This is a genomic window from Streptomyces sp. So13.3 (assembly GCF_005860785.2).
GTDB lineage: Bacteria > Actinomycetota > Actinomycetes > Streptomycetales > Streptomycetaceae > Actinacidiphila > Actinacidiphila fildesensis.
In genome coordinates, this window is sequence record NZ_CP048835.1 from 6594100 (window position 1) to 6619809 (window position 25710).

Annotated in this window: 18 protein-coding genes and 1 riboswitch; of the genes, 10 read left to right on the forward strand and 8 right to left on the reverse strand. The window is 67.8% G+C overall.

Translation table 11 applies throughout. The annotated features are described in order from the left end of the window. Positions 1–377 precede the first annotated feature (377 nt). Entirely contained in the window at positions 378–7985 is a 7608-nt protein-coding gene (locus C8250_RS29590; RefSeq protein WP_138354907.1) for a polymorphic toxin-type HINT domain-containing protein, read from the forward strand. A 12-nt stretch (positions 7986–7997) separates the two neighbouring features. Next, a complete protein-coding gene (locus C8250_RS29595) occupies positions 7998–8438 on the forward strand; it encodes an SMI1/KNR4 family protein (protein ID WP_138354908.1) in 441 nt (146 codons plus the stop codon). Between the two features lie 1019 nt (positions 8439–9457). Here C8250_RS29595 and C8250_RS29600 read toward each other — a convergent pair. From C8250_RS29600 to gcvT, 6 genes are all read right to left on the reverse strand, one after another. Further along, a complete protein-coding gene (locus C8250_RS29600; RefSeq protein WP_138354909.1) occupies positions 9458–9850 on the reverse strand; it encodes a PIN domain-containing protein in 393 nt (130 codons plus the stop codon). Next, positions 9847–10119 carry a hypothetical protein gene (locus tag C8250_RS29605; protein WP_138354910.1) on the reverse strand — a complete coding sequence of 91 codons (273 nt, stop codon included), beginning with the start codon at positions 10117–10119 and terminating at the stop codon, positions 9847–9849. Before C8250_RS29605 ends, C8250_RS29600 begins: the two co-directional genes overlap by 4 nt. Positions 10120–10384: 265 nt before the next feature. After that, positions 10385–11752, reverse strand: coding sequence for an L-serine ammonia-lyase (locus tag C8250_RS29610; RefSeq protein WP_138354911.1), 1368 nt, complete (start codon positions 11750–11752; stop codon positions 10385–10387). Between the two features lie 137 nt (positions 11753–11889). Then, a complete protein-coding gene (glyA, locus tag C8250_RS29615) occupies positions 11890–13158 on the reverse strand; it encodes a serine hydroxymethyltransferase (protein ID WP_138354912.1) in 1269 nt (422 codons plus the stop codon). A 68-nt stretch (positions 13159–13226) separates the two neighbouring features. After that, a complete protein-coding gene (gene gcvH, locus C8250_RS29620) occupies positions 13227–13604 on the reverse strand; it encodes a glycine cleavage system protein GcvH (protein WP_138354913.1) in 378 nt (125 codons plus the stop codon). A gap of 53 nt (positions 13605–13657) precedes the next feature. Beyond that, positions 13658–14788, reverse strand: a complete 1131-nt coding sequence (gene gcvT / locus C8250_RS29625; RefSeq protein ID WP_138354914.1) for a glycine cleavage system aminomethyltransferase GcvT — start codon at positions 14786–14788, stop codon at positions 13658–13660. Positions 14789–14975: 187 nt separating this feature from the next. Next, positions 14976–15071, reverse strand: a riboswitch (glycine riboswitch). A gap of 161 nt (positions 15072–15232) precedes the next feature. On the opposite strand from gcvT, the gene C8250_RS29630 reads away from it, so the two are divergent. From C8250_RS29630 to C8250_RS29640, 3 genes are all read left to right on the forward strand, one after another. Next, positions 15233–15904 carry an ATP-binding protein gene (locus tag C8250_RS29630; protein WP_244809440.1) on the forward strand — a complete coding sequence of 224 codons (672 nt, stop codon included), beginning with the start codon at positions 15233–15235 and terminating at the stop codon, positions 15902–15904. Positions 15905–15992: 88 nt separating this feature from the next. After that, the gene (locus C8250_RS29635; RefSeq protein ID WP_187145030.1) at positions 15993–16769 is read left to right on the forward strand and encodes an enhanced serine sensitivity protein SseB; all 777 of its coding nucleotides are present in this window, start codon (positions 15993–15995) and stop codon (positions 16767–16769) included. Between the two features lie 158 nt (positions 16770–16927). Further along, positions 16928–17689, forward strand: coding sequence for an enhanced serine sensitivity protein SseB C-terminal domain-containing protein (locus C8250_RS29640; protein ID WP_138354947.1), 762 nt, complete (start codon positions 16928–16930; stop codon positions 17687–17689). A gap of 18 nt (positions 17690–17707) precedes the next feature. Here C8250_RS29640 and C8250_RS29645 read toward each other — a convergent pair whose 3' ends face one another. Both C8250_RS29645 and C8250_RS29650 read right to left on the reverse strand, forming a co-directional pair. Further along, positions 17708–19237, reverse strand: coding sequence for a DUF885 family protein (locus C8250_RS29645; protein ID WP_138354916.1), 1530 nt, complete (start codon positions 19235–19237; stop codon positions 17708–17710). A 9-nt stretch (positions 19238–19246) separates the two neighbouring features. Beyond that, complete coding sequence (locus C8250_RS29650) at positions 19247–19462, reverse strand: hypothetical protein (protein WP_138354917.1); 216 nt, start codon at positions 19460–19462, stop codon at positions 19247–19249. 79 nt (positions 19463–19541) lie between these two features. Here C8250_RS29650 and C8250_RS29655 point away from each other — a divergent pair, with 79 nt between their 5' ends. From C8250_RS29655 to C8250_RS29675, 5 genes are all read left to right on the forward strand, one after another. Beyond that, complete coding sequence (locus tag C8250_RS29655; protein ID WP_138354918.1) at positions 19542–20540, forward strand: ABC transporter permease; 999 nt, start codon at positions 19542–19544, stop codon at positions 20538–20540. Between the two features lie 64 nt (positions 20541–20604). Continuing rightward, positions 20605–22359, forward strand: coding sequence for an ABC transporter substrate-binding protein (locus C8250_RS29660; RefSeq protein WP_138354919.1), 1755 nt, complete (start codon positions 20605–20607; stop codon positions 22357–22359). 76 nt (positions 22360–22435) lie between these two features. After that, entirely contained in the window at positions 22436–23446 is a 1011-nt protein-coding gene (locus C8250_RS29665) for an ABC transporter permease (protein WP_138354920.1), read from the forward strand. Positions 23447–23547: 101 nt separating this feature from the next. After that, positions 23548–24591, forward strand: a complete 1044-nt coding sequence (locus tag C8250_RS29670) for an ABC transporter ATP-binding protein (RefSeq protein WP_138354949.1) — start codon at positions 23548–23550, stop codon at positions 24589–24591. 11 nt (positions 24592–24602) lie between these two features. Next, positions 24603–25706: a dipeptide ABC transporter ATP-binding protein gene (locus C8250_RS29675; RefSeq protein WP_244809441.1), complete on the forward strand. Its 1104-nt coding sequence runs from the start codon at positions 24603–24605 to the stop codon at positions 25704–25706. Positions 25707–25710 lie beyond the last annotated feature (4 nt).

The window sequence follows — 25710 nt, forward strand, 5'->3', positions numbered from 1 at the left end:
CCCTCTCCAGGGTAAAGACTTGACCACTCACGGATAGGCCGTAATGGGTGTGATGGCTGAGCAGCCGCATTGGCGATGCTGTTTGTGAACCCCCGCATCCTCCTATGTCCCAGTGACACTCCCCCGGTGGCGAGTCTGAAGTGACTGATGTGACATCTGAGGATGCCGAGGAAGGCTATTGCGGCTCGTACGGGTGTGGCAATACGGTTCCGGAGGATCGTGGAGGCGCACCCGCCTCGCGAGTGGACGGCTCTTCACGGGCTGTCGGGGTGGGCTGGGGGGTCTGCGAAGTGCGTTCCAACGTGCGCTTGTTCACTGATGTCCGGACACGGGCTCGGCTACGTGGGGGGATCGTGGCTACGGCCACGCTCGCTGCGATGTCGTTGATCGTTCCGCTGGCGCAGGCGGACGTGATCGGCGGCTACCACTACACGGGCCAGGTCTGGGCTGACGGCCAGCTCCAGGCCCAACCAGTCGTCGACGGCCGGCCGGTATCTGCTGGGGCAGGTGTCCCGCGAGGGGCAGTGCCCAAGGGAGCACGTGCGCTGGTCGCCCATGCTCCCGTCGCCACAAAATGGCCGCCCGCCAGTGCCTCCACGGTCACCCTGGCCCCAGCAGCCGTAGTTACCCCACGCGTCGGTGCTGCCAGCCCTTCCTTCGGATCAGTCACGCCGCCCGGCGGACTGGTGCGAGCAGGAACATCACCAGTCTGGATCGCACCCGTCAGTGCTTCCGGAACATCAGCCCGAAGCACGCAGAGCGGCACGGATCCCGCCAGCGCCCCTTCGGCGGTTCGCGTACAAGTGGCCGGACAGGCCCAGGCGCAGTCCGCCAACATCGATGGACTCCTCATCGGCCTGACCCCCACCGGCGCGGGGAAGGCCGCCGTCACATTGGACTACAGCTCCATCGCTCAGGCGTACGGTGGTGGCTGGGCCTCGCGGCTGCACCTGGTGGAAATGCCGGGCTGCGCGATGACGACACCGGATGTTCCTGCTTGCCGGGTGCAAAAGCCACTGGCCACCACCAACGACACCACGAGCCGGAAACTGACGGCCACCGTCAGCCTGCCCGCCACGTCCCCAGGGCACAACGCTGCTGCTTCTCGCACCAGCACAAGCCTTGCGCCGCAACAGACATCTGTGTCGGTTGCGGCGGTATCCGGTACTGGCGGTTCCCAGGGCGACTACACCGCCACCTCCCTGTCGGCTTCCGGTACGTGGTCCCAGTCGTCCTCCGGAGCGTTTGTCTACAGTTACCCGGTCGCCAGTCCATCGGCATTGGGCGGGGGCGCACCGAGCGTGGCGCTCTCCTACGACTCGCAGTCCGTCGACGGGGAGACTTCCGCCCGCAACGCGCAGTCCTCGTGGATCGGTGACGGCTGGTCGTACTCTCCAGGTTTCATCGAGCGCTCGTACAAGTCGTGCAAGACGGACGGGATCGCCGACTCCGGAGATGAATGCTGGGGCGGTTACAACGCTGTCCTGTCTCTCGGTTCACGGACCAGCGAACTGGTACGTGGCAGTGACGGGATGTTCCACCTGGAAGGCGATGACGGAACCAAGATCCAGCGGATGACCGGGGCGGGCAACGGTCTGTGGGACGGCGAGTACTACAAAGTCACCACGACCGATGGCACCGCCTACTACCTGGGTCTGAACCACGCCCCTGGCACCACCGCCGACGCCGAGACCAGCAGCGCGTGGGGAGTTCCGGTCTACCACCCCAAGTCCGGCGACCCGTGTTACGACGCAGCCAAGGGCAACAATTCACAGTGTGACAAGCCGGTTGGCTACCGCTTCAACCTCGACTTCGTCGTCGATCCACACGGCAACGTGCAGCGCTACGACTACGCCACCGAATCCAACTACTACAACATGGGCTTGGGGCAGGTTGCCGCGTCTGGCGGCGGCGGCACACTGACCCCCTACATCCGCAGCGGCTATCCCAAGCGGATCTCCTATGGCTACAAGCTGGCCGACGCGGTGGCGGGCAGAGACCCGGCCGCCCGCATCAACTTCAACACCGCTCAGCGCTGCACGACCTCCGACACTGTCTGCACCTACGCCAATCTGTCCCCCACGACGGCCAACAACTGGCCGGATGTCCCGTACGACACCAACTGCCCTTCAACGGACAAGACGTCCGGCGAAGGCGATGATGTCTGCAAGGTAGCCGGGCCCACATTCTGGTCCACCTACCGGCTCAAGTCGATCTCGACCCAGGTCAAGGTCGGCGACGGCTACCAAGACGTCGACTCCTACAACTTGACCCACGTCTTCTCCGACGCGGGCGGCGTCATGGATCCGGTCACAGGTATGGAAGGGGACGCCAGTAACGCCGGGCACCTTCAGGCGATCATGTGGCTGTCGTCGATCCAACACACCGGCCTGGACACCACAGCCGGCGGCTCTGACCCCCTCACCTTGGACCCGGTGACTTTCGCCGGCATCGAGACAGACAACCGCGTTGACGGTCTGACGCCAGCCGCACCCCCGCTCTACCACCCGCGGATCGCCAGCATTCGCACGGAGAGCGGCGAGTCCACCGCCGTCACCTACCGGACCCCGGAGTGCTCGCGCGTCAACCACACCATGCCCGCATCGCCTGACAGCAACACCATGGCCTGCTTTCCGGTGAACTGGTACCCGGCAGGTGCCGCGACTCCCATCGCGGACTGGTTCCACAAGTCTTTGATCACCCAGGTCACCAACAGTGATCTCACGAAGGCCGGCTCGCACGCGAAGGTCGCCAACTACGTCTATGACACCCCCGCCTGGCACCGCGACGACTCGGATCTGACCGACGACCAGTACCGCACCTGGAACAACTTCCGCGGCTTCCGCACCGTGACCGTCACCTCGGGAGCCGTCCCGGATCCAGTCACCAAGAAAGTCACCACCTACCTACAAGGCATGGACGGCGACTACAAGGCGGACGGCTCCACGCGATCCGTCATCGTCAAGAACTCCCTCGGTGACGCTGCGACCGACCGCAACCTGCTGGCCGGCAGCATCCTGGAATCCGACACCTACACCGCAGACCAGGGCACGGTTGTCAGCAAAGTCATCAACGAACCGCTCGACACTGTTCAGACTGCGAGCCGCACGCGATCGGCCTGGACATCGAAGGAACCGGCCCCCTCGGCCTTGTCCACACTGCCGCCGCTGTCTTCCCAGCGATTGCAGTCCTCCGCTAGCCGCGTGCTGGTCCAACTGGCCAGCGGCGCCTGGCGCACCACGCGTGCGACCACGACGTACGACAATGCGGGTCGCATTACGCAGGTGAACAATCAGGGCGACATCGCCGACCCGAAACAAGCAACCTGCACCACAACGAGTTATGCCTCGGCTCCTGCCAGTAATCCGATGATGCTTACCTATCCGTCCCAGGTACTCACCGTTTCCGGGCCTTGTGGCACCGCCGCCGGCACCAGCACCACGATTGCCGATCAGAAGATCTACTACGACGGTGACGGCACCATCACCAACCCGGGCACCTTCGGGACCATAGGTCAGCTCTGGGCATCCGACGGCAAGACACACAGCGTCGGCTATGCCACGGCCACACAGTCGGTCAAGTCCTACAACGCTTCCGGCAGCCCGGTCTACACGACCATCGGCGCCTCCTCCTACGACGACTATGGGCGCATCACCAAGTCTGTGGACCCCGCAGGATCGGCCACCACGACCACGTTCTCGCCGGCAGCCGGGACACTCCCCACCACGGTCACTACCACTAACGCGCTGGGCTGGACCTCGCACCTTCTCCTGGCACCCGCTCGTGGGCTGGCCGTCGAGAGCGTGGATAGCAACAGCCGCGTGACCGACACGACCTACGACGCACTCGGCCGGCGTACCGCCGCCTGGCTGCCCGGCCGCGACAAGACCGAAAACCCTGACAGTCCCGACAAGAAATTCCTCTACGCTATCCACGGTGCGGGCACCAGCCCCGACCCGTCCGCCGTCACGACTCAAACACTCCGCGAGAACGGCAGCTACAGCACCTCGGTGACCCTGTACGACGGGATGCTGCAGATGCGTCAGCAGCAGTCCACCACCGCGGACGACTCGGCTGGGCGGCTGATCACGTCCAACTCGTACGACAGCCACGGCTGGCCCGTGTCCAGCATCGCGGCGTACTCGGACCCCAATAGCGGGCCGTCGACCACGATGTTCGCGGAGTTCGAGAACACCGTGCCGTCGCAGAGGAAGACGGTCTACGACGGGCTCGGCCGCCCGACCGCCAACCAGCTGTGGTCGCGCGCTTCGCTGCAATGGCAGTCCAGCACCGCCTACCCCGGCGCGGACGAGACCGACAGCACCCCGCCCAAGGGTGGCCAGGCCACCGCGACCTTCACCAACGCCCAAGGCCAGACCACCGCCAGCCGGGTCAAGGACACTACCCCGGACAAGACCCTGCCCGCTGGTAGCGTCATCGCCTCGGGCAGCACGGTGTCGTCCAACAGCGTGCGGCTGACCATGCAGGCCGACGGCAACCTGGTCCTGACCGGCATCACCAGCGGCGCCGTGCTGTGGGCGTCCGGCACCTCCGGCAAGCCCGGTGCCAGCGCCACCATCCGCACCGACGGAAGCTTGGTAGTCACCAGCACCACCGGCGCGGTCCTGTGGTCCTCCAACTCGGGGACCACCGGAACGACCGGGGCCTACGCCGTCATCAAGGACGACGCCAGCGTGCAGGTATACAACGCCGCAGGCACCAGCCGCTGGAGCACCGGCACGGCCGGCAAAGCAGCCGCAGCCGACATCACCACCCGCTACACCTACACCCCGGCCGGCCAAACCGCCTCGATCGCCGACACCGTCGGTAACACCTGGACCTACCAGTACAACCTGCAGGGTCAGAAGATCTCCCAGACCGACCCCGACTCCGGCACCAGTGCTTACGCCTACGACCAACTCGGACGCCTGACCCAGAGCACCGACGGCCGCCAGCAGACTCTCTCCTACACCTACGACATCCTCGGCCGCAAAACGGGCGAGTACGCGGGGACCAGTACCACCGACGCGACCAAGCAACTCGCCGGTTGGAGCTACGACGCCCTGGCAAGGGGCCTGCCCGCCTCCTCCACGCGTTACGTCGGCGGCTCCGGTAGCGGCGGCAGCGCTTACGTCAAGAGCGTCACCGGCTACACCACCTCCTACCAGCCCACCGGAACTACAACCACGATCCCCCCCGCCGAGGGGAAACTGGCCCGTACTTACACCGCCGCCGCTCACTACACGCCGACCGTCGGGCTTCTCGCTTCCACCGACTACGGCTCGGACGGCGGGTTGCCCACGGAATCGGTTGGCTACGGCTACGACCTGCAGGGCCTGCTCCTGGAAACAGGGTCGGAAGACAACCCTTACCTTGACACCGCCTTGTACAGTCCCCTCGGGCAGATCCAGCAGTCCACCTACGGCGTGTACGGCAAGCAACTGCGCACCGCGCAGACCTACGACGACGCGACTGGCCGCCTTGCCACCAACACCGTCAGCCTCCAGCCCAACGAGTTCGGCCCGATCGACGCCACCACCTACGGCTACGACCAGGCGGGCAACCTCAAAGCGGTCTCCGACACCCAGTCCAACGGCACCGCCGTCACCGGCACCGACACCCAGTGCTTCTCCTACGACGGCATCAACCGCCTGTCCGAAGCCTGGACCGACACCAAGGGCACCAGCACCCCCACCACCGGACAGCTGTCCCACTGCAACACCGGTGCCCCCACCCCCGCCACCATCGGCGGACCGGCCCCGTACTGGCAGTCGTTCACGTACAACCTGCTCGGTGACCGCACCCAACAGGTCAAACACGACACCACCGGCAATGCGCTGAAGAACACCACCCAAACCAGCAGCTACCCCGGTGGAGGCACCACCACCGCCACGCAGCCGAACACCGTGACCAGCGTGACGACCACCGATGCGACCGCCACCACCACGCTGACCCCGCACTACGACACTGCAGGCAACACCAGGAGTCGTGACACCAAGGTCGGCGCTGCGGCCGCCACCACGCAGACCTTCACCTACGACGCCGAAGGCCGCACCCAGAGCGTCACGCCCAAGGCGGGCTCCGGCACGGTCGCCTCCAGCTACCTGTATGACGCCGACGGCGGCCTGCTGATGCAAAAGGGCTCCGGCAGCAACATCCTGTACCTGTTCGGCGGCGCCGAACAACTCACCCTGGACACAGCCAAGAACACCGTCTCCGGGCTGCGCTACTACTCCCACCCCGACGGCACCAGCATCACCCGCTCCTCGACCGGCACTCTCGCCTACCAGCCGGCTAACCCCCAGCACACCGCCCAACTCCAGGTCGACCGCACCAGCCTGGCCGTCACCCGCCGCGCCTACGACCCCTACGGAGCCCCCCGCGGAACCACTCCCGCCAGCTGGGCCGACAACCACGGCTACCTTGGCAAACCCGCGGACACCACTACCGGACTCAACCTCTTCGGCGCACGCAACTACGACCCCGTTCTCGGCCGCTTCCTCACCGTCGACCCCGTCTTCGAAGCCGGCGACCCCAATCAAATGGGCGGCTACACCTACGCCGGCAACGACCCCATCAACGGCAGCGACCCCACCGGCCTTAAGAACGGAGACACCGGCGGCGGCGGCTGCTACGCCTCCTGCGCAGGGGAAGGAGCCGGCGGCGAACTCGGTGGCGGCGGCGCCCCAATGAGCCCCAGCGGCGACGACAGCGGCGACGCCGCGGCGCTTTACCGCGGCGGCAGCCCTCTCGGACAGTACACAGCCGGCTACGGGTCCAACGTCGACGAGGCTCTCAACGCGAAGGGGACCTTCAGCCAGGGTCCGGATGTAGTCCAAAAGTTCATGAAACTCAGCGCGGACGCGCTCGGTATCACGGACCTCAACAACTGCATCTACGGCTCCGGGAAAGAGCAACTACAGGCGTGTACCTCAACGGCGCTCATAGTTGTGCAATACCAGAAGATGAAACTAGCCAAGATGGCGGCAGAAAGGGCTGCCACGTACGCGCTGCAGCACGCGGCCAGAGAATATGAACAGGGCGCCGGTGCGATTAGAACTCACACCGAGCCCGAGGCTCCCGGAAAACCCAGTACTCCGAAGACAGGAACACCCAAGGACCCCGAACCGGGAGGGGCGCCGGCACGAAACGAAGAAGTCCCTGCGAAATCTGGCTGCAGTTTCAGCCCTGACACACAGGTCCTGATGGATCAAGGGCAGACCAAGCCCATCGCGGACATCAAACTCGGCGATCAGGTTGAGACCGCAGACCCCGACACGGGTCAACACGCCAGCACTCATACCGTCACTGCCCTGATCGTGAACTACGACACCGACCTAGTCGATGTCACCGTCCATGGCCAGGATGGCAAGGATTCAACGCTCCATACAACGTCAAAACATCCCTTTTGGGATGAAACAACTCATTCGTGGGTCCCGGCTGGGAAGCTTGAATCCGGGCACGTGCTTGCAACTGCTGAGAACCGACACGTACCTGTTGTTTCCGTCCACGTAACCCCCGGCGCGGCCAACCGCTACAATCTCACCGTCGCGGAACTGCACACGTACTATGTGCTGGCAGGGACCACGCCGGTGCTCGTTCACAACGTCTGCCCGAAGCGGGCGAATTATGATGGCGCCGAAGGGACGGGCTATGGACCAGCCGACCCTCCCACGAGGGTTGCCGGGCCATGGGTCAAGAACGATATCGGTCGCGGGACTCGCGGGTTGCGCCCGGATAGCTTGGGTGACCGCCTGCAGATACATCACGCGGATCAAGAGGCGGGATCCCCAACGCATGAACTCGATGAGAGCTTTCACCTGAATGCCGATATTCATCGAAACAAGTACAATCAGGGCGTCAGTAAGGGAATGAGAACGGAAGATACTCGACTTCACTGGTGGTATCGCTCCATGGAGCAAGGCTGGGATTCGACCTACGGACCAGAGGCATGGTTCGATAATTGGCCCGTTGCGGATGGGTGAGGGGTGACGCAAATGGAATTCGCTGAGTTCGTGGCGCTCATCGACGAGACGCGCAGGTCAAACCCTTGGTGGCTAGAGGGATTTGAGCCAGTGTATGCAACAAATGACGATTTGATCGATGTTCAACGACGACTCTCCGTCTCGCTTCCATCGGATTATTTGAGATTTTTGGCTGAGATTGGCGGAGGGGCATTTGGTTTCATGGATATTCTGCCGGCGCGGCTCGACTCTAATCAGGGTGACGACGCAATTAGCGTAAATGCGCGTCCCTGGTGGCCGGTGGACTTCTATGCGGTCGCACCCGTAGGAACCGGCGACCTGTGGGGATTCTCCTGCCCCAATGGTGCCGCATCCGACGAGATCTTTTTCCTGGATCACGAGGATGGATCATTGACAAGCGAAGAAATGGGCTTCTTGGACTTTCTTGCCGCGAAGGCATTGCGGCCAAGATAGAGATATTGGGAAGAATCCCTTCCTTAAAAATTCTTGAATCCTTGCAATTAGTAGACTGTGGCGAGCTATGGCGACGTAGCGGCTTGTACCAGTTCCAACTGGTCCGGTGTATTGTCACCGGCCATCAGGGGCGATTTGGCGTGGAGGTTGGGATAATCTCCACTGATTCCCGGAGAGACCCTTCGGGCTGCTTTTGTCGACTTTGTTCTTCTCGTGCAGGCTGGAGTCCCAGTGTCATCTGAGGATTTTCCCTGCATCCGGCACCATCCTGGACGCAAGGACCGTAGATTTTGGGCCTGGAATCGCATTCATCCACTTGTGTACATCTGGCGGCATTGTTGCGGCCCTCGAACGGGCCGCTGGGGTGTCTGACGGCAGTGGTTGAGCGATCGAACCTACGTGGCGGATGCTGCGCTCCGCACTGCTGCCGGGAATATCCAAGCGGTTCGAGGACTTCGACCTGGTCGGCCCACCGTCCCATCTGGTACGCCGACGCTGCCTGATCACTGCACGGCCGATGAGGCCGGGATATACGACCATACCTATGGCTACCTCGGCCTCGTCCGATGCCAGGTCCCGGGTCAGGCCGAGGGGGTGGCGTCGGCGGAGTGTGGGGCGGGGACGGCGGATCCGGCGGCCATCCTGAAGCCGCAGATGAAGGGGCTGGCGTGGGGCAGGGCGGAGTGCTTGGGCTGGGTGGAGGCGCGATCGCTAGTCGTTGACGTGCTGTTCGGGGCCATCAGGGGCCATTTGGGGGCAGTTAGGGGCGGCGGGTCGGGGCCGGGGATCCAAGCGCCGCCGGCTGGTCTGGTCCGGCTTCGAATGGTGTGGGCGTTGCGGTGGCGTCGGCGGATACGCGGGCTCGGGCCGAGTGAATGAGTACTTCGTCTGAAGCTGGGCGTCGTTGACTGACAAGCCGTTGCGCAGAGGCTCCAGGGCCGGTGGGCTGGCACATCAAGGACAAGTCGCCGGTTGAGTCGGGCGGTCACCATGGGTGCGAAGTGCCCACCTGGGCCTGGTCAGATTTTGATCACTCGGATACCGGGTCCGCACAGCACCAGGAGATCCTCGGGGTCGGACGTCAGGACGGTCACGGGAGCGGGCGAAGCGAGTGCGGTGACGGCCACGATGGCGTCGAGCGCGTACTTGTGGCCGTGCAGTCCCGCCGAGGCGAGCAGCTTGCTCGCGTGGCGGGCGATGGCCTCGGTGGGCGGGATGATGTTCACGCGTGAGACGGCGTGGTCGAAGCGGGCCTGGTTGGTTTTGGGGTCGCGGGCTTCGACGAGTGTGACGGAGCTGGTGACGACGCGGATGTCCTCGGCCTCGGCCGCGGCCAGCCATTCGGTGAGTTCCGGGGTGCGTTGGACGAGCTTCGACAGACCCTCGCAGTCCAGGACGAGGCTGCCGCTCACGCGGCGTCCGCCGAGCCGGACGGGGCGCCGCGCAGCAGCGCCCGCTTGGCCTCAACCGCGGCCTGGTCGACCGCGCCGTGCTCGGCTTCCGCGTCCTCGATGAGCTCGCGCAGCCGGTCCCGTTCCAGCTGGCGCTGGATGAGAGCCTCGACATACGCGGACATGCCCCGGTTGCCGGTGCGCGCCTTGAGGGCTGCGATGGTGCCTTCATGGAGCGAGACGGAGACCGGGCGGACGGGTCCTTCTCCGGGCGCTGGCGAGGTGGTCATGGCGCTACATTAACAAAAGTCTTGTTATTGAGTTCGGGTGATTCTGGGCGCCTATACCGCCAGACCCTCATTCCCGAGAGACCGGGGCTGGCGGAGGTGGAGCTCGAACAGCCTGGTCAGGTACCAATCCGCCAGGGATCTCCCAGGGACTTTTCAGGGACTTTCAGCTCTGTCACAGGGACTTTTCAGGGACGATCCGCCGTGCAAACGGAGATGGCCGTGACAGAGCTGAAAGAACCGAAACCGCTGATCAGGGGTGGTCCCGTCAGCACTCGATGACGTTGACCGCGAGGCCGCCGCGGGCCGTCTCCTTGTACTTGACCTTCATGTCGGCGCCGGTCTCCTTCATGGTCTTGATGACCTTGTCGAGAGACACGTGGTGCCGGCCGTCGCCGCGCATGGCCATTTTGGCGGCCGTGATGGCCTTCACCGCGGCCATGCCGTTGCGCTCGATGCACGGGATCTGGACGAGGCCGCCGACCGGGTCGCAGGTGAGGCCGAGGTTGTGCTCCATGCCGATCTCGGCCGCGTTCTCGACCTGCTCGGGGGAGCCGCCCAGCACCTCGGCGAGGGCGCCGGCCGCCATCGAGCAGGCGGAGCCGACCTCGCCCTGGCAGCCGACCTCGGCGCCGGAGATGGAGGCGTTCTCCTTGAAGAGCATGCCGATCGCGCCGGCGGCGAGCAGGAAGCGGACGACGCCCTCCTCGTCCGCGCCGGGCACGAAGTTCATGTAGTAGTGCAGAACGGCCGGGATGATGCCGGCCGCGCCGTTGGTGGGCGCGGTGACGACGCGGCCGCCCGCGGCGTTCTCCTCGTTCACGGCCATCGCGTAGAGGGTGACCCACTCCATCGCGAGAGCGGCCGGGTTGCCCTCGGCGCGCAGCTGGCGGGCCGAATTGGCGGCGCGGCGGCGGACCTTGAGGCCGCCGGGGAGTATGCCCTCGCGGGACATGCCGCGCGAGACGCACGCCTGCATGACGCCCCAGATCTCCAGCAGCCCGGTACGGATCTCGGCCTCGCTGCGCCAGGCCTTCTCGTTCTCCAGCATCAGGGCGGCGATCGACAGGCCGGTGTCGCGGGAGAGCCGCAGCAGTTCGTCGCCGGTGCGGAAGGGGTGGCGCAGCACGGTGTCGTCGAGCTTGATCCGGTCCTGGCCGACCGCGTCCTCGTCGACGACGAAGCCGCCGCCGACCGAGTAGTACGTCTTCTCCAGGAGGGGCGCGGCGTCCGCGTCGTAGGCGAAGAGCGTCATGCCGTTGGCGTGGTACGGCAGCGAGCGGCGGCGGTGCAGGATCAGCTGGGACGAGGCGTCGAAGGGGATCTCGTGGGCGCCGAGCAGGTTGAGGCGGCCGCTGGTGCGGATCCGCTCCACCTCGGCGTCGGCGGTCTCGACGTCGACCGTGCGGGGCGAGTGGCCCTCCAGGCCCAGCAGGACCGCCTTCGGGGTGCCGTGGCCGTGGCCGGTGGCGCCCAGCGAGCCGAAGAGCTCGGCGCGGACGGCGGCGGTGTGGGCGAGCAGGCCCTCGTTCTTGAGCCGGTGGGCGAAGATCCCGGCGGCACGCATGGGTCCGACGGTGTGCGAGCTGGACGGGCCGATACCGATCGAGAACAGGTCGAAGACCGAGATGGCCACGAGAAACTCCTTGGTTGCGCAGACGCCGTTGTCTGCCGGGTGGTGCGCGGGACAGGTGGTGCGGGAGGCATGGTGCGGGGCACCGGCTCACCTTCCAGTGTGCGCGGTGCCCCGACCTGACGCGTACGACGGTCCGATTACAGTCCGGGGTACAGCGGGTGCTTCGCCGCCAGTGCGGAGACGCGGGCGGACAGGCTCTTGGCCAGGTCCTCGTCGAAGTCCGGCTTCAGGACCTCGGCGATGATGTCGGCGACCTCGGTGAAGTCCTCGGTGCCGAAGCCGCGGGTGGCCAGCGCCGGGGTGCCGATCCGCAGCCCCGAGGTGACCATCGGGGGACGCGGGTCGTTCGGGATGGCGTTGCGGTTGACCGTGATGCCGACCTGGTGGAGCCGGTCCTCGGCCTGCTGCCCGTCGAGCTCGCTGCTGCGCAGGTCGACCAGGACCAGGTGCACGTCGGTGCCGCCGGACAGCACCGAGACGCCGACCTCGGTCAGGTCCGGCTGGACCAGCCGGTCGGCGAGGATCTTGGCGCCTTCGAGGGTACGGACCTGGCGGTCCTTGAACTCGTCGGTGGCCGCGGCCTTGAAGGCCACCGCCTTGGCCGCGATCACGTGCTCCAGCGGGCCGCCCTGCTGGCCGGGGAAGACCGCGGAGTTGATCTTCTTGGCGTACTCGGCCTTGGAGAGGATCACGCCACCGCGCGGGCCGCCCAGGGTCTTGTGGGTCGTGGTGGTGACCACGTCCGCGTACGGCACGGGCGAGGGGTGCAGCCCGGCCGCGACGAGGCCCGCGAAGTGGGCCATGTCGACCATCAGGAGGGCGCCGACCTCGTCCGCGATCCGGCGGAACTCGGCGAAGTCGAGCTGGCGGGGGTAGGCCGACCAGCCCGCGATGATCAGCTGCGGACGGTGCTCCCTGGCGAGGCGCTCGACCTCCTCCATGTCCACGAGGCTGGTCTTCTCGTCGACGTGGTAGGCCGCGACCTTGTAGAGCTTGCCGGAGAAGTTGATCTTCATGCCGTGGGTGAGGTGCCCACCGTGCGCCAGATCCAGGCCGAGGATGGTGTCGCCCGGCTTGATCAGGGCGAACATCGCGGCGGCGTTGGCCTGGGCGCCGGAGTGCGGCTGCACGTTCGCGGCCTCGGCGCCGAACAGCGCCTTGACCCGCTCGATGGCGAGCGTCTCGATGACGTCGACGTGCTCGCAGCCGCCGTAGTAGCGGCGGCCGGGGTAGCCCTCGGCGTACTTGTTGGTGAGGACCGAGCCCTGGGCCTCCAGGACGGCGACCGGCGCGAAGTTCTCCGACGCGATCATTTCGAGGGTGGACTGCTGACGGTGCAGCTCGGCGTCGACGGCGGCGGCGACGTCCGGGTCGAACTCATGAAGGGAGCTGTTCAGGAGCGACATGGGATCTTCCTGGTCGAGGTCGGTTTCGAGCTCCGGACCCGGGGGCCCGGATCGAGGTCCGGGAGGGATCAGCCGCCGGTGAAGGCGGAGTACTCCTCGGCGGAGAGCAGGTCCGAGGGCTCCTCCGTCGTCTTCACCTTGAACAGCCAGCCGCCCTCGAAGGGGGCCGAGTTGACGAGGGAGGGATCGTCGACGACGTCCTGGTTGACGTCCGTGACCTCGCCGGTTACCGGGGAGTACAGGTCGCTGACCGACTTGGTCGACTCCAGTTCGCCGCAGGTCTCGCCGGCGGTGACGACGGCTCCGACCTCCGGGAGCTGGACGAAGACGACGTCGCCGAGCGCGTCGGCGGCGTGTGAGGTGATGCCCACGGCGGACACTCCGGCCTCAGAGGCGGAGAGCCACTCGTGCTCCTTGCTGTAGCGCAGCTGCTGGGGGTTGCTCATAACGGAATTCTCCCGGATGTGAAGGGGTGCTCGCGCAGGGGTGGGCGGGTCGGTCAGCGCTGGCGCTTGTAGAAGGGCAGCGCAACCACCTTGTGCGGCTCTTGAGCGCCACGGATGTCGACGGCCACGCCCTCGGTGCCGGGCGTGGCGTGGGCCGCGTCGACGTAGGCGATGGCGATCGGCTGTCCGAGGGTCGGGGAGGGCGCACCGGAGGTGACCTCGCCGATCACGGCGCCGCCGGCGGCGGTGACCGCGAACCCGGCGCGCGGGACCCGGCGGCCCTCGGCGACCAGGCCGACCAGCTTGCGCGGCGGCTGCGCGGCGGCCCGCTCGGCGGCGGCGGTGAGCGCGGTGCGCCCGACGAAGTCGCCCGGCTTGTCGAACTTCACGACACGGCCGAGCCCGGCGTCGAACGGCGTGGTGGCGGTGGTCAGCTCATGCCCGTAGAGCGGCATGCCGGCCTCCAGGCGCAGCGTGTCGCGGCAGGACAGGCCGCACGGGATGAGGCCGACGCCGGCACCCGCCTCGGTGATCGCCTTCCACAGCGCCTCGGCGTGCTCGGGCGCCACGAAGAGCTCGAAGCCGTCCTCGCCGGTGTAGCCGGTACGGGCGATCAGCGCGGGGACGCCCGCGACGGTGCCGGGCAGGCCCGCGTAGTACTTGAGCCCGTCCAGGTCGGCGTCGGTCAGGCCCTTCATGATGCCGGGGGACTCGGGGCCCTGGACGGCGATCAGCGCGTACGCGTCGCGGTCGTCGCGGACCGTGGCGTCGAACGCCGCGGCGCGCTCGGTGACGGCGTCCAGGACGACCTGGGCGTTGCCGGCGTTCGCGACGACCATGTACTCGTCCTCGCCGAGGCGGTAGACGATCAGGTCGTCCACGATCCCGCCGTCCTCGGCGCAGATCATCGTGTAGCGGGCCCGGCCGACCGCGAGGGCCGAGATGTGGCCGACGAGCGCGTAGTCCAGCGCTTCGCCCGCCTCGGGACCGGTGACGGTGATCTCGCCCATGTGCGAGAGGTCGAACAGCCCGGCGCGCGTGCGGACGGCGGTGTGCTCGTCGCGCTCGCTGGCGTAGCGCAGCGGCATGTCCCAGCCGGCGAAGTCGGTCATCGTCGCGCCGAGCGCACGATGCAGGGCGTCGAGCGCGGTACGGCGCGGGGCGTCGGTGGGCGGCTGGCTCATCAGTCGGGCTCCCGGTGCAGGCGTGGCGAGACTCTCATGGCAATGACAAAGAATGACGAAACCCCGAAGGAAGGGGCCTCCCCATCTGTCATCGGAACCTGAGAGGTTCACCGCGGCCTGGTGGGGCCCCGGCTTGCACCTTGGGTGGGTCGGACCGTGAACGGGCCCGACCGCTTTTCAGATGTGCCTCGCCCGCGCGGTGACTGTGCCTGAGAGATTCAAGGGAGGACTTGCTCCTTCGGCGCCCTGCTCATGATGGCAGGGACTCTCCCGCGCGGCCTCGAACGGCCAGTATGCAAGTTGTGGCGCTCATCATTGCATGCGGCGGAAGCCACCGGGCCTCTGGGGAAACCCTTTGCTTGCCATTACCCTCTCTTTACTGACAGTGGCCGGGTTCCACCGGGGCCCGGTCGAGGCCGAGGCCGGCAGGCCGGCCTCGGGGAGGTGGGGGCTGTGCAGGGGGACGAGCGGTGGGCCGGGACGACGCTGCGCTACCCGGCGGGGGACGTGCTGGTCGTGTCGGGACTGCCGGGCAGCGGCAAGAGCACGCTCATGCGGCGCGCGGTCGACGAACGGGACGGCGCAGGGGATCCCGGAGGAGCGGTCCGCCGGATCGACTCGCAGGACGTACGGCTGCACTGGGAGGCGCTGATGCCGGCCCTGCTCCCGTACGCGGCGTACCGCCCGCTGGTACGGCTCGACCACTACGCGAGGCTGCGCCGGGCGCTGCGCACCGGCGCCAGCCTCGTCGTCCACGACTGCGGCTCGCTGGCCTGGGTACGGCGCTGGCTGGCCCGGGACGCCCGGCGCCGCGGCCGGGGGCTGCACCTGCTGGTGCTGGACGTCCCGGAGGACGCCGCCCGCGCCGGCCAGCTCGCGCGCGGGCGGATGGTGTCCGGGTACGCCATGGCCCGGCACCGCAGGGCCGCCCGGCGGCTGGTGGCGCTGGCCGGGCCCGGCGGACGGCCCGACGGCTGTGTCTCCGCGCTGCTTCTGGACCGGCCCGCGGCGGGTGCGGTGCGGCGGATAGTCTTCGGCGGCGGCCGGGCCGGATCCGAGGCGTCACCGGTGGCCGTTACCGCGGATCAGGGCAGTTGCCAACCGGGTTACCGCTAGGGTTCCGGCAGGGCGGCAGACGTCGGGAACGGCGGTCGCCGGCCGCACGCAGCAGACACTCAGGCCCTATCCCGCGAGGCACAGCGCAGTGAACACGCAGCTTCCGCCGCCCCCGGCCACCGCTGGAGGCGCCCCCGGCCCGGCCGACGCATGGCCGGCCAACGAACTCGAAGCCGTCCTCGCAGCGAGCGTCGGCACTCCGGGTGTGAACGCCCGGCTCCTCGAAGTGCTCGGCCGCTCCCAGCTGTGGGTTCCGCTGCCCAACGGCGGCGGGCCCGGCAGCCGGGACCTGGACCTGCCGTCCTTCGAGATCGACGGCACCCTGTACATACCGGTGTTCAGTTCCGAGCACCAGTTCCTGCGGGCCGCCCAGGGGATGGCCTGCACCGTCGCACCGGCCCGCGAGTTCGCCCGCGGGCTGCCCCCGGAGGTCGGCATCGCCGTCAATCCGGGCGGGACGGCCGGGATCCCGCTGCCGCCCCCCGCCGTCCAGGACCTCTGCCGGTCCGACCGCGACCCGCGGTCGGCGACCGGCGGCCGGGTCCGGCTGTGGGAGCCCGAGCCGGACGACGAGCCGGTCGACTTCCTCGCCGCCGCCGCGGGCGAGTTCGCGGTCACCCCGGTGGTGCTCTCCGCGCGGCGCGCGGTGGCCAGCGTCGAGGGCGCGCCCCCGCAGCTGTTCGTCGGCGTCGAGCTGGACCGCTGGCAGGACGAGGACCGGGCCGCCGCGATGGACGCGCTGGGCCGCGCACTCGGCGCCGTACCGCTGCCGCTGCCGGTGCAGCTGGTATTGCTGGACATCGCCCAGGACCCCGTCGGCGACTGGATGCTGGAGCGGGTCCGGCCCTTCTTCGGACGGGACTGAGCCCGTGCGCTGTCTGCGGGGGCGCACAACCTGGTTTGATGGCGGGCGGTGCACAGGCGTGCGCCGGACCCGGTGACACCGGTGACGGAGAGAAGGGGCGGACCCACGTGATCGCGGGCGCGCAAGGCGGTGCGGCGGCAGCCGGCCACGTCGAGCAGATGCTTCGACAGGTGGCGCCCGGACGATTCGACGCCTACGAGGATCTGCTCGTGTCGCTGGCCGGCGGCCAGGTCTGGATGCTGCTGTGGCACGGCTCACCCGGATCACCGGACGCCCAGTACGGGAACATGGAGATCGACGGCTACGGCTACGCGCCGGCCGTCACCTCCCCCCAGGAGCTCGCCACCAGCGGCTGGAACCGGGCCCATGAGATCGTCCAGGGCCGCGACATCGCGACCGCCCTGTTCCCCGAGCGCTGGGGACTGTGGCTGAATCCGCACGCCCCCGGCGGCGGCGTCGGCATCCCCTGGCTCGACCTGCGCCGGATCGCCACCGGCCTCGAACGGCTGCCCGCCGGACCGCTGCAGATCGGCGAGCCCGCCCTGCAGATCCCGCAGTTCTACGCCCTGCTCTCGCAGCACGCCCACCGGACGCCGGCCGTACGGTCGCTGCGCCGCGCCTGGGTGCAGCCCGCGCTGGGCGAGCCGTATCTCGCCATCGGCCTGGACATGTACGACTCCTCGCCACAGGCGGTGGAAGCGGTACGCCTGATGATGCAGCAGTCGATCAGCGGAGTGCCGGACGGGCTGGCCGTCTCCACGGTCGCCATGGCGGACGAGTACGACCCCGTCGCCATGTGGATGCGGATGAACGGCCAGCCCTTCTTCGACCGTGAGGCGCACGCCGCCTCGGGCCCGGCCCCCGCGGCCGCCTGGGGCTGGCCGCAGCAGGGCTGGCCGCAGGGCCAGGCGCCCCGCTAGGGGCCGGTCGAGGGTTCGCTACGCGCCGCTGAGCGCCGCGCCGATGAGGCCGAGCGGCGGGCTGCCGAGGTCCAGCAGCGCGCCGTGGAAGCGTTCCAGCGAGAAACCGGACCCCCAGTCGCGGCGGGCCCGCTCGCGTAGTCGCATGATCTCCAGCTTGCCCCAGGTGTAGCGCCCGTAGGCGGCGTCGAAGGTGCCGCGGCGGGCCTCGGAGGCGGCGCCGGCGCGGGCCAGGTGGGCATCGCGCATGAAGAGCTCGGTGGCCTCGTCGACCGTCATCGCGCCGGTGTGCAGACCGATGGCGCAGGACAGCCGGGTGACGCGTACCAGCGCCTCCAGGGCCACCCCGATGGCGAACCGCGGGTCGCGGGCCCGGAAGCCCTCTTCGAGGCAGACCTCCTCGACGTAGTGCGCCCAGCCCTCGCAGAAGGACAGCGAGTGCAGGACCCGCCGGACGGGCGTGGGCGCGCGGCGCAGTGAGCGCCCGTGCGCGAAGTGGCCGGGGGCGACCTCGTGCACGGTGATCGAGGGGAGGCTGGTGCGGCTGAAGACGGTCAGCCACTCCTCACGCTCGGAATCCGGCCAGTCCGGCTCCGGCGGGGTGACGTGGTACCAGGAGGCGGCGTCGGGTTCGCCGGGCGCGGCCCAGGACATCATCGCCATCGCCCAGCGGCGGGAGGGCGGTGCGGGGCCGACCAGGCAGTCGCCGTCGAGATGCGGCACCAGCCGCTTGGCCCGGGTGAACTCGATGACCTCCTCGGTCAGCCGGGCGGCCTCCGGGATGACGCCGTCGGCCGCCGGGTGGTCGGCGAGGAGCTCCGCGATCAGTTCGTCGACGTCGCGGTCCGGGTCGAGCGCGCGACAGGACTCGGTCAGCAGCTCCGTCAGCCGGTCCCGTTCGCGGGCCGCCTCGTCCGCCAGCGCCGTCAGGTCGACGGGCAGGCCCTCCTGACTGCCCATCAGGGCGGCCAGCGCGGCGCCGCCGAGCCGAGGGTCGGGATCGCCCGTCTTCGCCGCCCGGGCCACATGCGCCACCAGCCGCTCGTGCGCGGGGAGCGCCGCGGCGGCCTCGGGGCCCTGGTCCGGGTGGAGTCCCGCGGCCAGCCCGCGTACGGCGCCGAGGAGCGCGCCCGCGACCGGGGCGCTCACCCGGTCGAGCGAGCTGATCGCGGCGTCCACCGCCTCCGGCCACTGCGCCAGGTGCTTGAGCCGGGCGGCGGCTCGCTCCTGCCGGGGGGCGTACTCGCGGTCGTAGGAGGCCAGTTCCAGGTTGGACAGATGGGGGTACGGGTCGCGGCGGTGCAGCTCCAGCTCGCCGTACTGCACCTTCAGCGCGTTCTCGAAGACGGACAGGTGCGCGTCGTCATGGCGCTCGCGCGCGCCGTGCGGGGCCGGGCGCCCGCGCCGCGCGTGCGCGAGGGCGGACAGTCCGCGCCGGACGCCGGCGGGTGACAAATCCTGCACCCGCCCGTCGTACTCGTGCAGACCGGCCATTTCCCGGACAGTGGGGATCATCAGGTCGCACACCGCATGCAGCCGATCATTCATGTGCCGACGTTACATCCGGCGCGAGCCCCATAACGGACGATGATTCACCAGATCACAGTTGCGCATCCATTCGTTGTGAGGTCTGGCGGGTGATCGCGGACTGGATGAAGACTCTCGCCGCAAGGGGCTCGCGGCCCCGGCGAACACCTGCTCCGCCTGCACCAACAGCACCGCCTGCACCGCCTGTTTTCCCTGCAATTGAGCATGGCACAGCACCAGCAGCACGACTGATGAGTGAAGAGTAAAGCCGCTACAGCGGCGGGCGCGCGCCGGTTATCCGCCGGCGAGAGGGGTCAGTTTCACCATGACCGCACCGATCGAGACCACTGCCGCACAGGCCGGGGCGCAGCCCGAAGCCATTCTCAGTGGGGTCAAGAAGAGTCAGATCGAGGGACGTTCCCTCGGCCAGATCGCCTGGCTGCGCTTCCGGCGCGACAAGGTGGCCGTGGCCGGCGGCATCGTCGTGATCCTCCTGGTGCTGCTGGCCGTGCTGGCGAAGCCGATCGAGTCGATCTTCGGCCTGGACCCCAACGCGTTCCATCAGGACCTCGTGGACCCGGTGCTTCTCGCGCCCAAGGGCGCCTGGGGCGGCATGAGTTGGGAACATCCGCTCGGGGTCGATCCACAGTTCGGCCGCGATCTGCTGGCCCGGGTGATCGAGGGATCATGGGTGTCGCTGCTCGTGGCGACCGGCGCGACGATCCTGTCCAACGTCATCGGTACGGTGCTCGGCGTCATCGCCGGCTACTACGGCGGCTGGGTCGACAGCGTGATCAGCCGCATGATGGACACCTTCCTGGCCTTTCCGCTGCTGCTCTTCGCGATCTCCATTTCGGCTTCGCTGCAGGACGGCGCGTTCGGACTGGACGGACTTCCGCTCCGCATCTGCGTACTGATCTTCGTCATCGGATTCTTCAACTGGCCCTACATGGGTCGAATTGTGCGCGGGCAGACCCTCAGCCTGCGTGAACGTGAGTTCGTGGAAGCCGCCCGCAGCCTGGGTGCCCGCGGTCCGTTCATTCTTTTCCGTGAGCTGCTCCCCAACCTTGTGGCGCCGATCCTCGTGTATTCGACGCTGCTGATTCCGACCAACATCATTTTCGAGGCCGCACTGAGCTTCCTCGGGGTCGGAATCGCCCCGCCGCAATCGTCCTGGGGCGGCATGCTCACCAGCGCGATCGATCTCTACGAGGCCGATCCGCAATACATGATCGTGCCCGGCCTGGCGATCTTCGTCACGGTCCTGGCATTCAACCTGCTGGGCGACGGGCTGCGCGACGCCCTCGATCCCCGCAGCAAGTGACCCCGCGGCGCGACCTTCCGCGCGCGGCTGTGTATCTCCACCGAACGAGGGGGCTTTCCTCGGCATGAACAGCAGAAAAGCGACAGCGGTGCTGGCGCTTGCCACGGCTCTGGCCTTGGGAGCGTCCGCTTGCAGCAGCAGCGACAAGACCACCGACAAGGGAACGGGGACGAGCGCGGGTACCGACGCCGCCCTCACCCAGGTCGTCAACAAGAGTGACAAGGCCGGTGGGACGGTCTCGTACGAGCACTCCGACGTGCCCGACTCGCTCGACCCGGGGAACACCTACTACGGCTGGGTGCAGAACTTCTCCCGGCTGTACGGCCGCACGCTGGTCACCTTCAAGCCCGCCGCGGGCGCCGAGGGCCTGCAGATCGTCCCGGACCTCGCCACCGGTCTCGGCAAGGCCAGCGCCGACGCCAAGACCTGGACCTACACGATCCGCAAGGACGTGAAGTACGAGGACGGCACCCTCGTCACCTCCAAGGACGTCAAGTACGCGATCGAGCGCAGCAACTTCGCGCCCGAGGCGCTGTCCAACGGCCCGACGTACTTCAAGGCGTACCTGGTCGGCGGCGACGCGTACAAGGGTCCGTACAAGGACAAGAGCCCCGGCGGGCTCGCGTCCATCGAGACCCCGGACGACTCGACGATCGTCTTCCACCTGAGCAAGCCCTTCGCGGACTTCGACTACCTGGCGACGTTCTCGCAGACCGCACCCGTGCCGCAGGCCAAGGACACCGGCGCCCAGTACGTGAAGCACATCATGTCGACGGGCCCGTACAAGTTCGAGTCCTACGACGACGGCAAGAGCGCCGTCCTGGTGCGCAACCCGATGTGGTCGAAGGCGATCGACCCGCTGCGTCCCGCGCTCCCGGACAAGATCACGATGAAGTTCAAGGTGAACGGCGTCACGATCGACAAGGACCTGCTGGCCGGCACCATCACGGTCGACGCGGCCGGCGCGGGTGTGCAGCCCGCGAGCCAGCCGTCGGTGCTGAGCGCGGCGAACAAGAAGAACACGGACAACTCGTACGCGGGAGCCACGTCCTACGTGGCGCTGAACGTGAACGTGAAGCCGTTCGACAACCCGGACTGCCGTAAGGCGGTCCAGTGGGCGATCGACAAGACCTCGGTGCAGACCGCCGCGGGCGGCAATGTGAAGGGCGACGTCGCCACCACGCTGCTGCCGCCGTCGGTCAACGGCTACAGCAAGTTCGACCTGTACCCGACCCCGGGCAACAAGGGCGACACCACGAAGGCCAAGGCCGCGCTGACCGCCTGCGGCCAGCCCGGCGGCTTCACCACCAACCTGTCGGCGCGTTCCGACCGGGCCTCCGAGATGGCGGCGGCGACGGCGATCCAGAACTCGCTGAAGGCTGTCGGCATCACGGTCAACATCAAGAGCTTCCCGGCCGGTAAGTACTTCTCCAACTTCGCGGGTGTCCCGGACTACGTCCACTCGCACGGCCTCGGCATGATGATGATGGCCTGGGGCGCCGACTGGCCGACCGGCTACGGCTTCCTCGACCAGATCATCGACGGCAGCGCCATCAAGCCCTCGGGCGGCAACAACCTGATGGAGCTGAACGACCCGACGATCAACAAGGCCCTGTCGGACGCCATCGCGAACACGGACAGCGCCGCCCGCACCAAGGCGTGGGGCGACATCGACAAGCTGACCATGGAGAACGCGTCCGTGGTGCCGCTGCTGTACCGCAAGAACCTGCTCTACCGGCCGCCGTCCGCGACCAATGTCACGGTCACGCAGGCCTTCCTGGGCATGTACGACTACCTGCTGATCAGCTCCTCCAAGTAATCGGAAGGCAGGTGAAGGCATCGGTGTCCGCCGGGCCGGGTGACCCCCGGCCCGGCGGGCCCGGCGCCGCACGGCTGTGACTGCGTACATCATTCGACGCGTGATCGCCGCTTTGCTGCTGCTGCTGGTCGTCAGCGCGGTCACATTCGCGATCTTCTTCCTTCTGCCGCGCCTCGGCGGGCAAACCACCACCCAGTTGGCCACCCAGTACGTCGGCAAGGACGCCAACCCCGAGAGCATCGCGGCGGTCAAGAAGAACCTCGGCTTCGACCTGCCGCTCTACGAGCAGTACTGGCACTTCATCAAGGCCATCGCCGTCGGGGCGAACTACAAGTTCGGCCCGGACGCGTCGGTCTGCCACGCGCCCTGCTTCGGCTACTCCTTCAAGAGCCACATCGAGGTGTGGCCCGAGCTGAAGTCCCGTATTCCGGTCACGTTGTCACTGGCCATCGGTGCCGCCGTGATCTGGGTGATCTCCGGGGTGGCCATCGGTGTGCTGTCGGCCCTCAAGCGCGGCTCGTTCTTCGACCGGTTGTCGATGGGTGTCGCGCTGGCCGGCGTCTCGCTGCCGACCTTCTTCACCGGAATGCTCGCGCTGGGCTTCTTCCAGTACAACTGGCACATCTGGGACAACGTCCAGTTCGTGCCCATCTCCGACGATCCGTTCCAGTGGGCCTGGAACCTGGTCCTGCCCTGGTGCAGCCTGGCCTTCCTCTACTCCGCCCTCTACGCGCGGCTCACCCGCGCCGGGATGCTGGAGACGATGGGCGAGGACTACATCCGCACCGCGCGGGCCAAGGGGCTGCGGGAGAGCAGGGTCGTCGCCAAACACGGGCTGCGGGCCGCACTCACCCCGATCGTCACGATCTTCGGCATGGACTTCGGTCTGCTGATCGGCGGCGCCGTCATCACCGAGAACGTCTTCTCCTTCAAGGGGATCGGCGCCTACGCTGTCGACGGGATCAGGGACAACGACCTGCCCATCGTGCTCGGCGTGACCATGGTCGCGGCCTTCTTCATCATCATGTGCAGTCTCCTGGTGGACCTGCTGTACGCCGCTATCGACCCCAGGGTGAGGTACTCGTGAGCACCGCCGGCAGCGATCCGCTGCGGAAGGACAGCGACCGCGACCCGTTGCGCAAGGAGGACGGGCCGGCTCCGAGTGCGGGGGCCACGGTCGGCGAGCCGGTGCTCACCGCCCGGCCGGACACCGCGGAGGCCTTCCTGGCGGTACGCGATCTGAAGATCCACTTCAATACCGACGACGGCCTCGTCCGGTCGGTCGACGGGATCAGCTTCGATCTCCAGCGCGGCCGGACGCTCGGCATCGTCGGGGAGTCCGGCTCCGGCAAGTCCGTGACCTCGCTGGGCATCATGGGCCTGCACCGCACCGCCAAGGCCAGGATCTCCGGCGAGGTGTGGCTGGACGGCGAGGAGCTGATCGGCGCAGACCCCGACCGGGTACGGCGGCTGCGCGGCATGAAGATGGCGATGATCTTCCAGGACCCGCTCTCGGCGATGCACCCCTACTACACGGTGGGCGCGCAGATCGTCGAGGCCTGCCGGGTGCACCAGGACGTCAGCAAGCAGGTCGCCCGCAAGCGGGCGATCGAGATGCTGGACCGGGTCGGCATCCCCGAGCCGCACCAGCGGGTCGCCGACTATCCGCACCAGTTCTCCGGCGGTATGCGCCAGCGCGCGATGATCGCGATGGCGCTGGTCAACAACCCGGAACTGCTGATCGCCGACGAGCCGACGACCGCCCTGGACGTCACCGTGCAGGCGCAGATCCTGGACCTGATCCGGGACCTGCAGAAGGAGTTCGGCTCCGCGGTCATCATGATCACGCACGACCTGGGCGTGGTGGCGGAGCTCGCCGACGACCTGCTGGTGATGTACGCCGGCCGGTGCGTCGAGCGCGGTACGGCCGAGAAGGTCTTCACCGAACCGCAGCACCCGTACACCTGGGGCCTGCTGGGCTCCATGCCGCGCATGGACCGCGAGCGGACCGAACGGCTCAACCCGGTCAAGGGCGCCCCGCCCAGCCTGATCAACGTGCCGTCCGGCTGCGCCTTCCACCCGCGCTGCCCGTACGTCGGGCTCAACGGCGGTTCCAGCGAGACGATCGTGCCGGAGCTGCGGGAGACCGCGGCCGGGCACTGGTCGGCCTGCCACCTCGGCGAGCAGGACCGGGACCGGATCTGGACCGAAGAGATTGCGCCCAAGCTGTGAAGGACCAGGCCGTGCCTCAAGAAGACGTGAAGATCCCCCAGCAGTCCACCGCGGGGGCGGAGCCCCTGCTCAGGGTCACCGGCCTGGTCAAGCACTTCCCGATCACCAAGGGAATGCTGCGCCGGCAGGTCGGCGCGGTGCAGGCGGTCGACGGGATCGACCTGCAGGTGGCGGCGGGCCAGACGCTCGGCGTGGTGGGGGAGTCGGGCTGCGGCAAGTCCACCATGGGCCGGCTGATCACCCGGCTGCTCGAACCCACCGGCGGGAAGATCGAGTTCCAGGGCCGTGACATCACCCATCTGAGCGTGGGGGAGATGCGACCGCTGCGCCGCGATGTGCAGATGATCTTCCAGGACCCCTACTCCTCGCTCAATCCGCGGCACACCATCGGCACCATCGTCGGAGCGCCGTTCAAGCTCCAGAAGGTGGCGACGGAGTCGGGCGTGAAGAAGGAGGTGCAGAACCTCCTGGAGCTGGTCGGCCTCAACCCCGAGCACTACAACCGCTATCCGCACGAGTTCTCCGGCGGGCAGCGGCAGCGCATCGGGATCGCGCGGGCGCTCGCCCTCAAGCCGAAGCTGGTCGTCGCGGACGAGCCGGTCTCGGCGCTGGACGTCTCCATCCAGGCGCAGGTGGTCAATCTGCTGGACGACCTGCAGAGCGAGCTCGGGCTGACGTACGTGATCATCGCGCACGACCTGTCCGTCATCCGGCACGTCTCGGACCGGATCGCGGTGATGTACCTCGGCAAGGTCGTCGAGGTGGCGGACCGCGAGGCGCTCTACGGGCAGCCGATGCATCCGTACACCAACGCGCTGCTGTCGGCGGTGCCGGTGCCGGACCCGAAGCGGCGTACCGCGCGGCAGCGGATCCTGCTGACCGGCGATGTGCCGTCGCCGATCAACCCGCCGTCCGGCTGCCGCTTCCACACCCGGTGCTGGAAGGCGACCGAGGTGTGCTCCACGCAGGAGCCGCCGCTGATCGCGCTCGCCACGGGACACGAGGTGGCGTGCCACCACCCGGAGAACGCTCCGGCGAAGGCCCAGGAGAAGAACGCCCAGGGGAAGGGCGCGGAGAACGGCCCGGCGATCGGTAATCAGCCAACTGACCTTTAGTGCA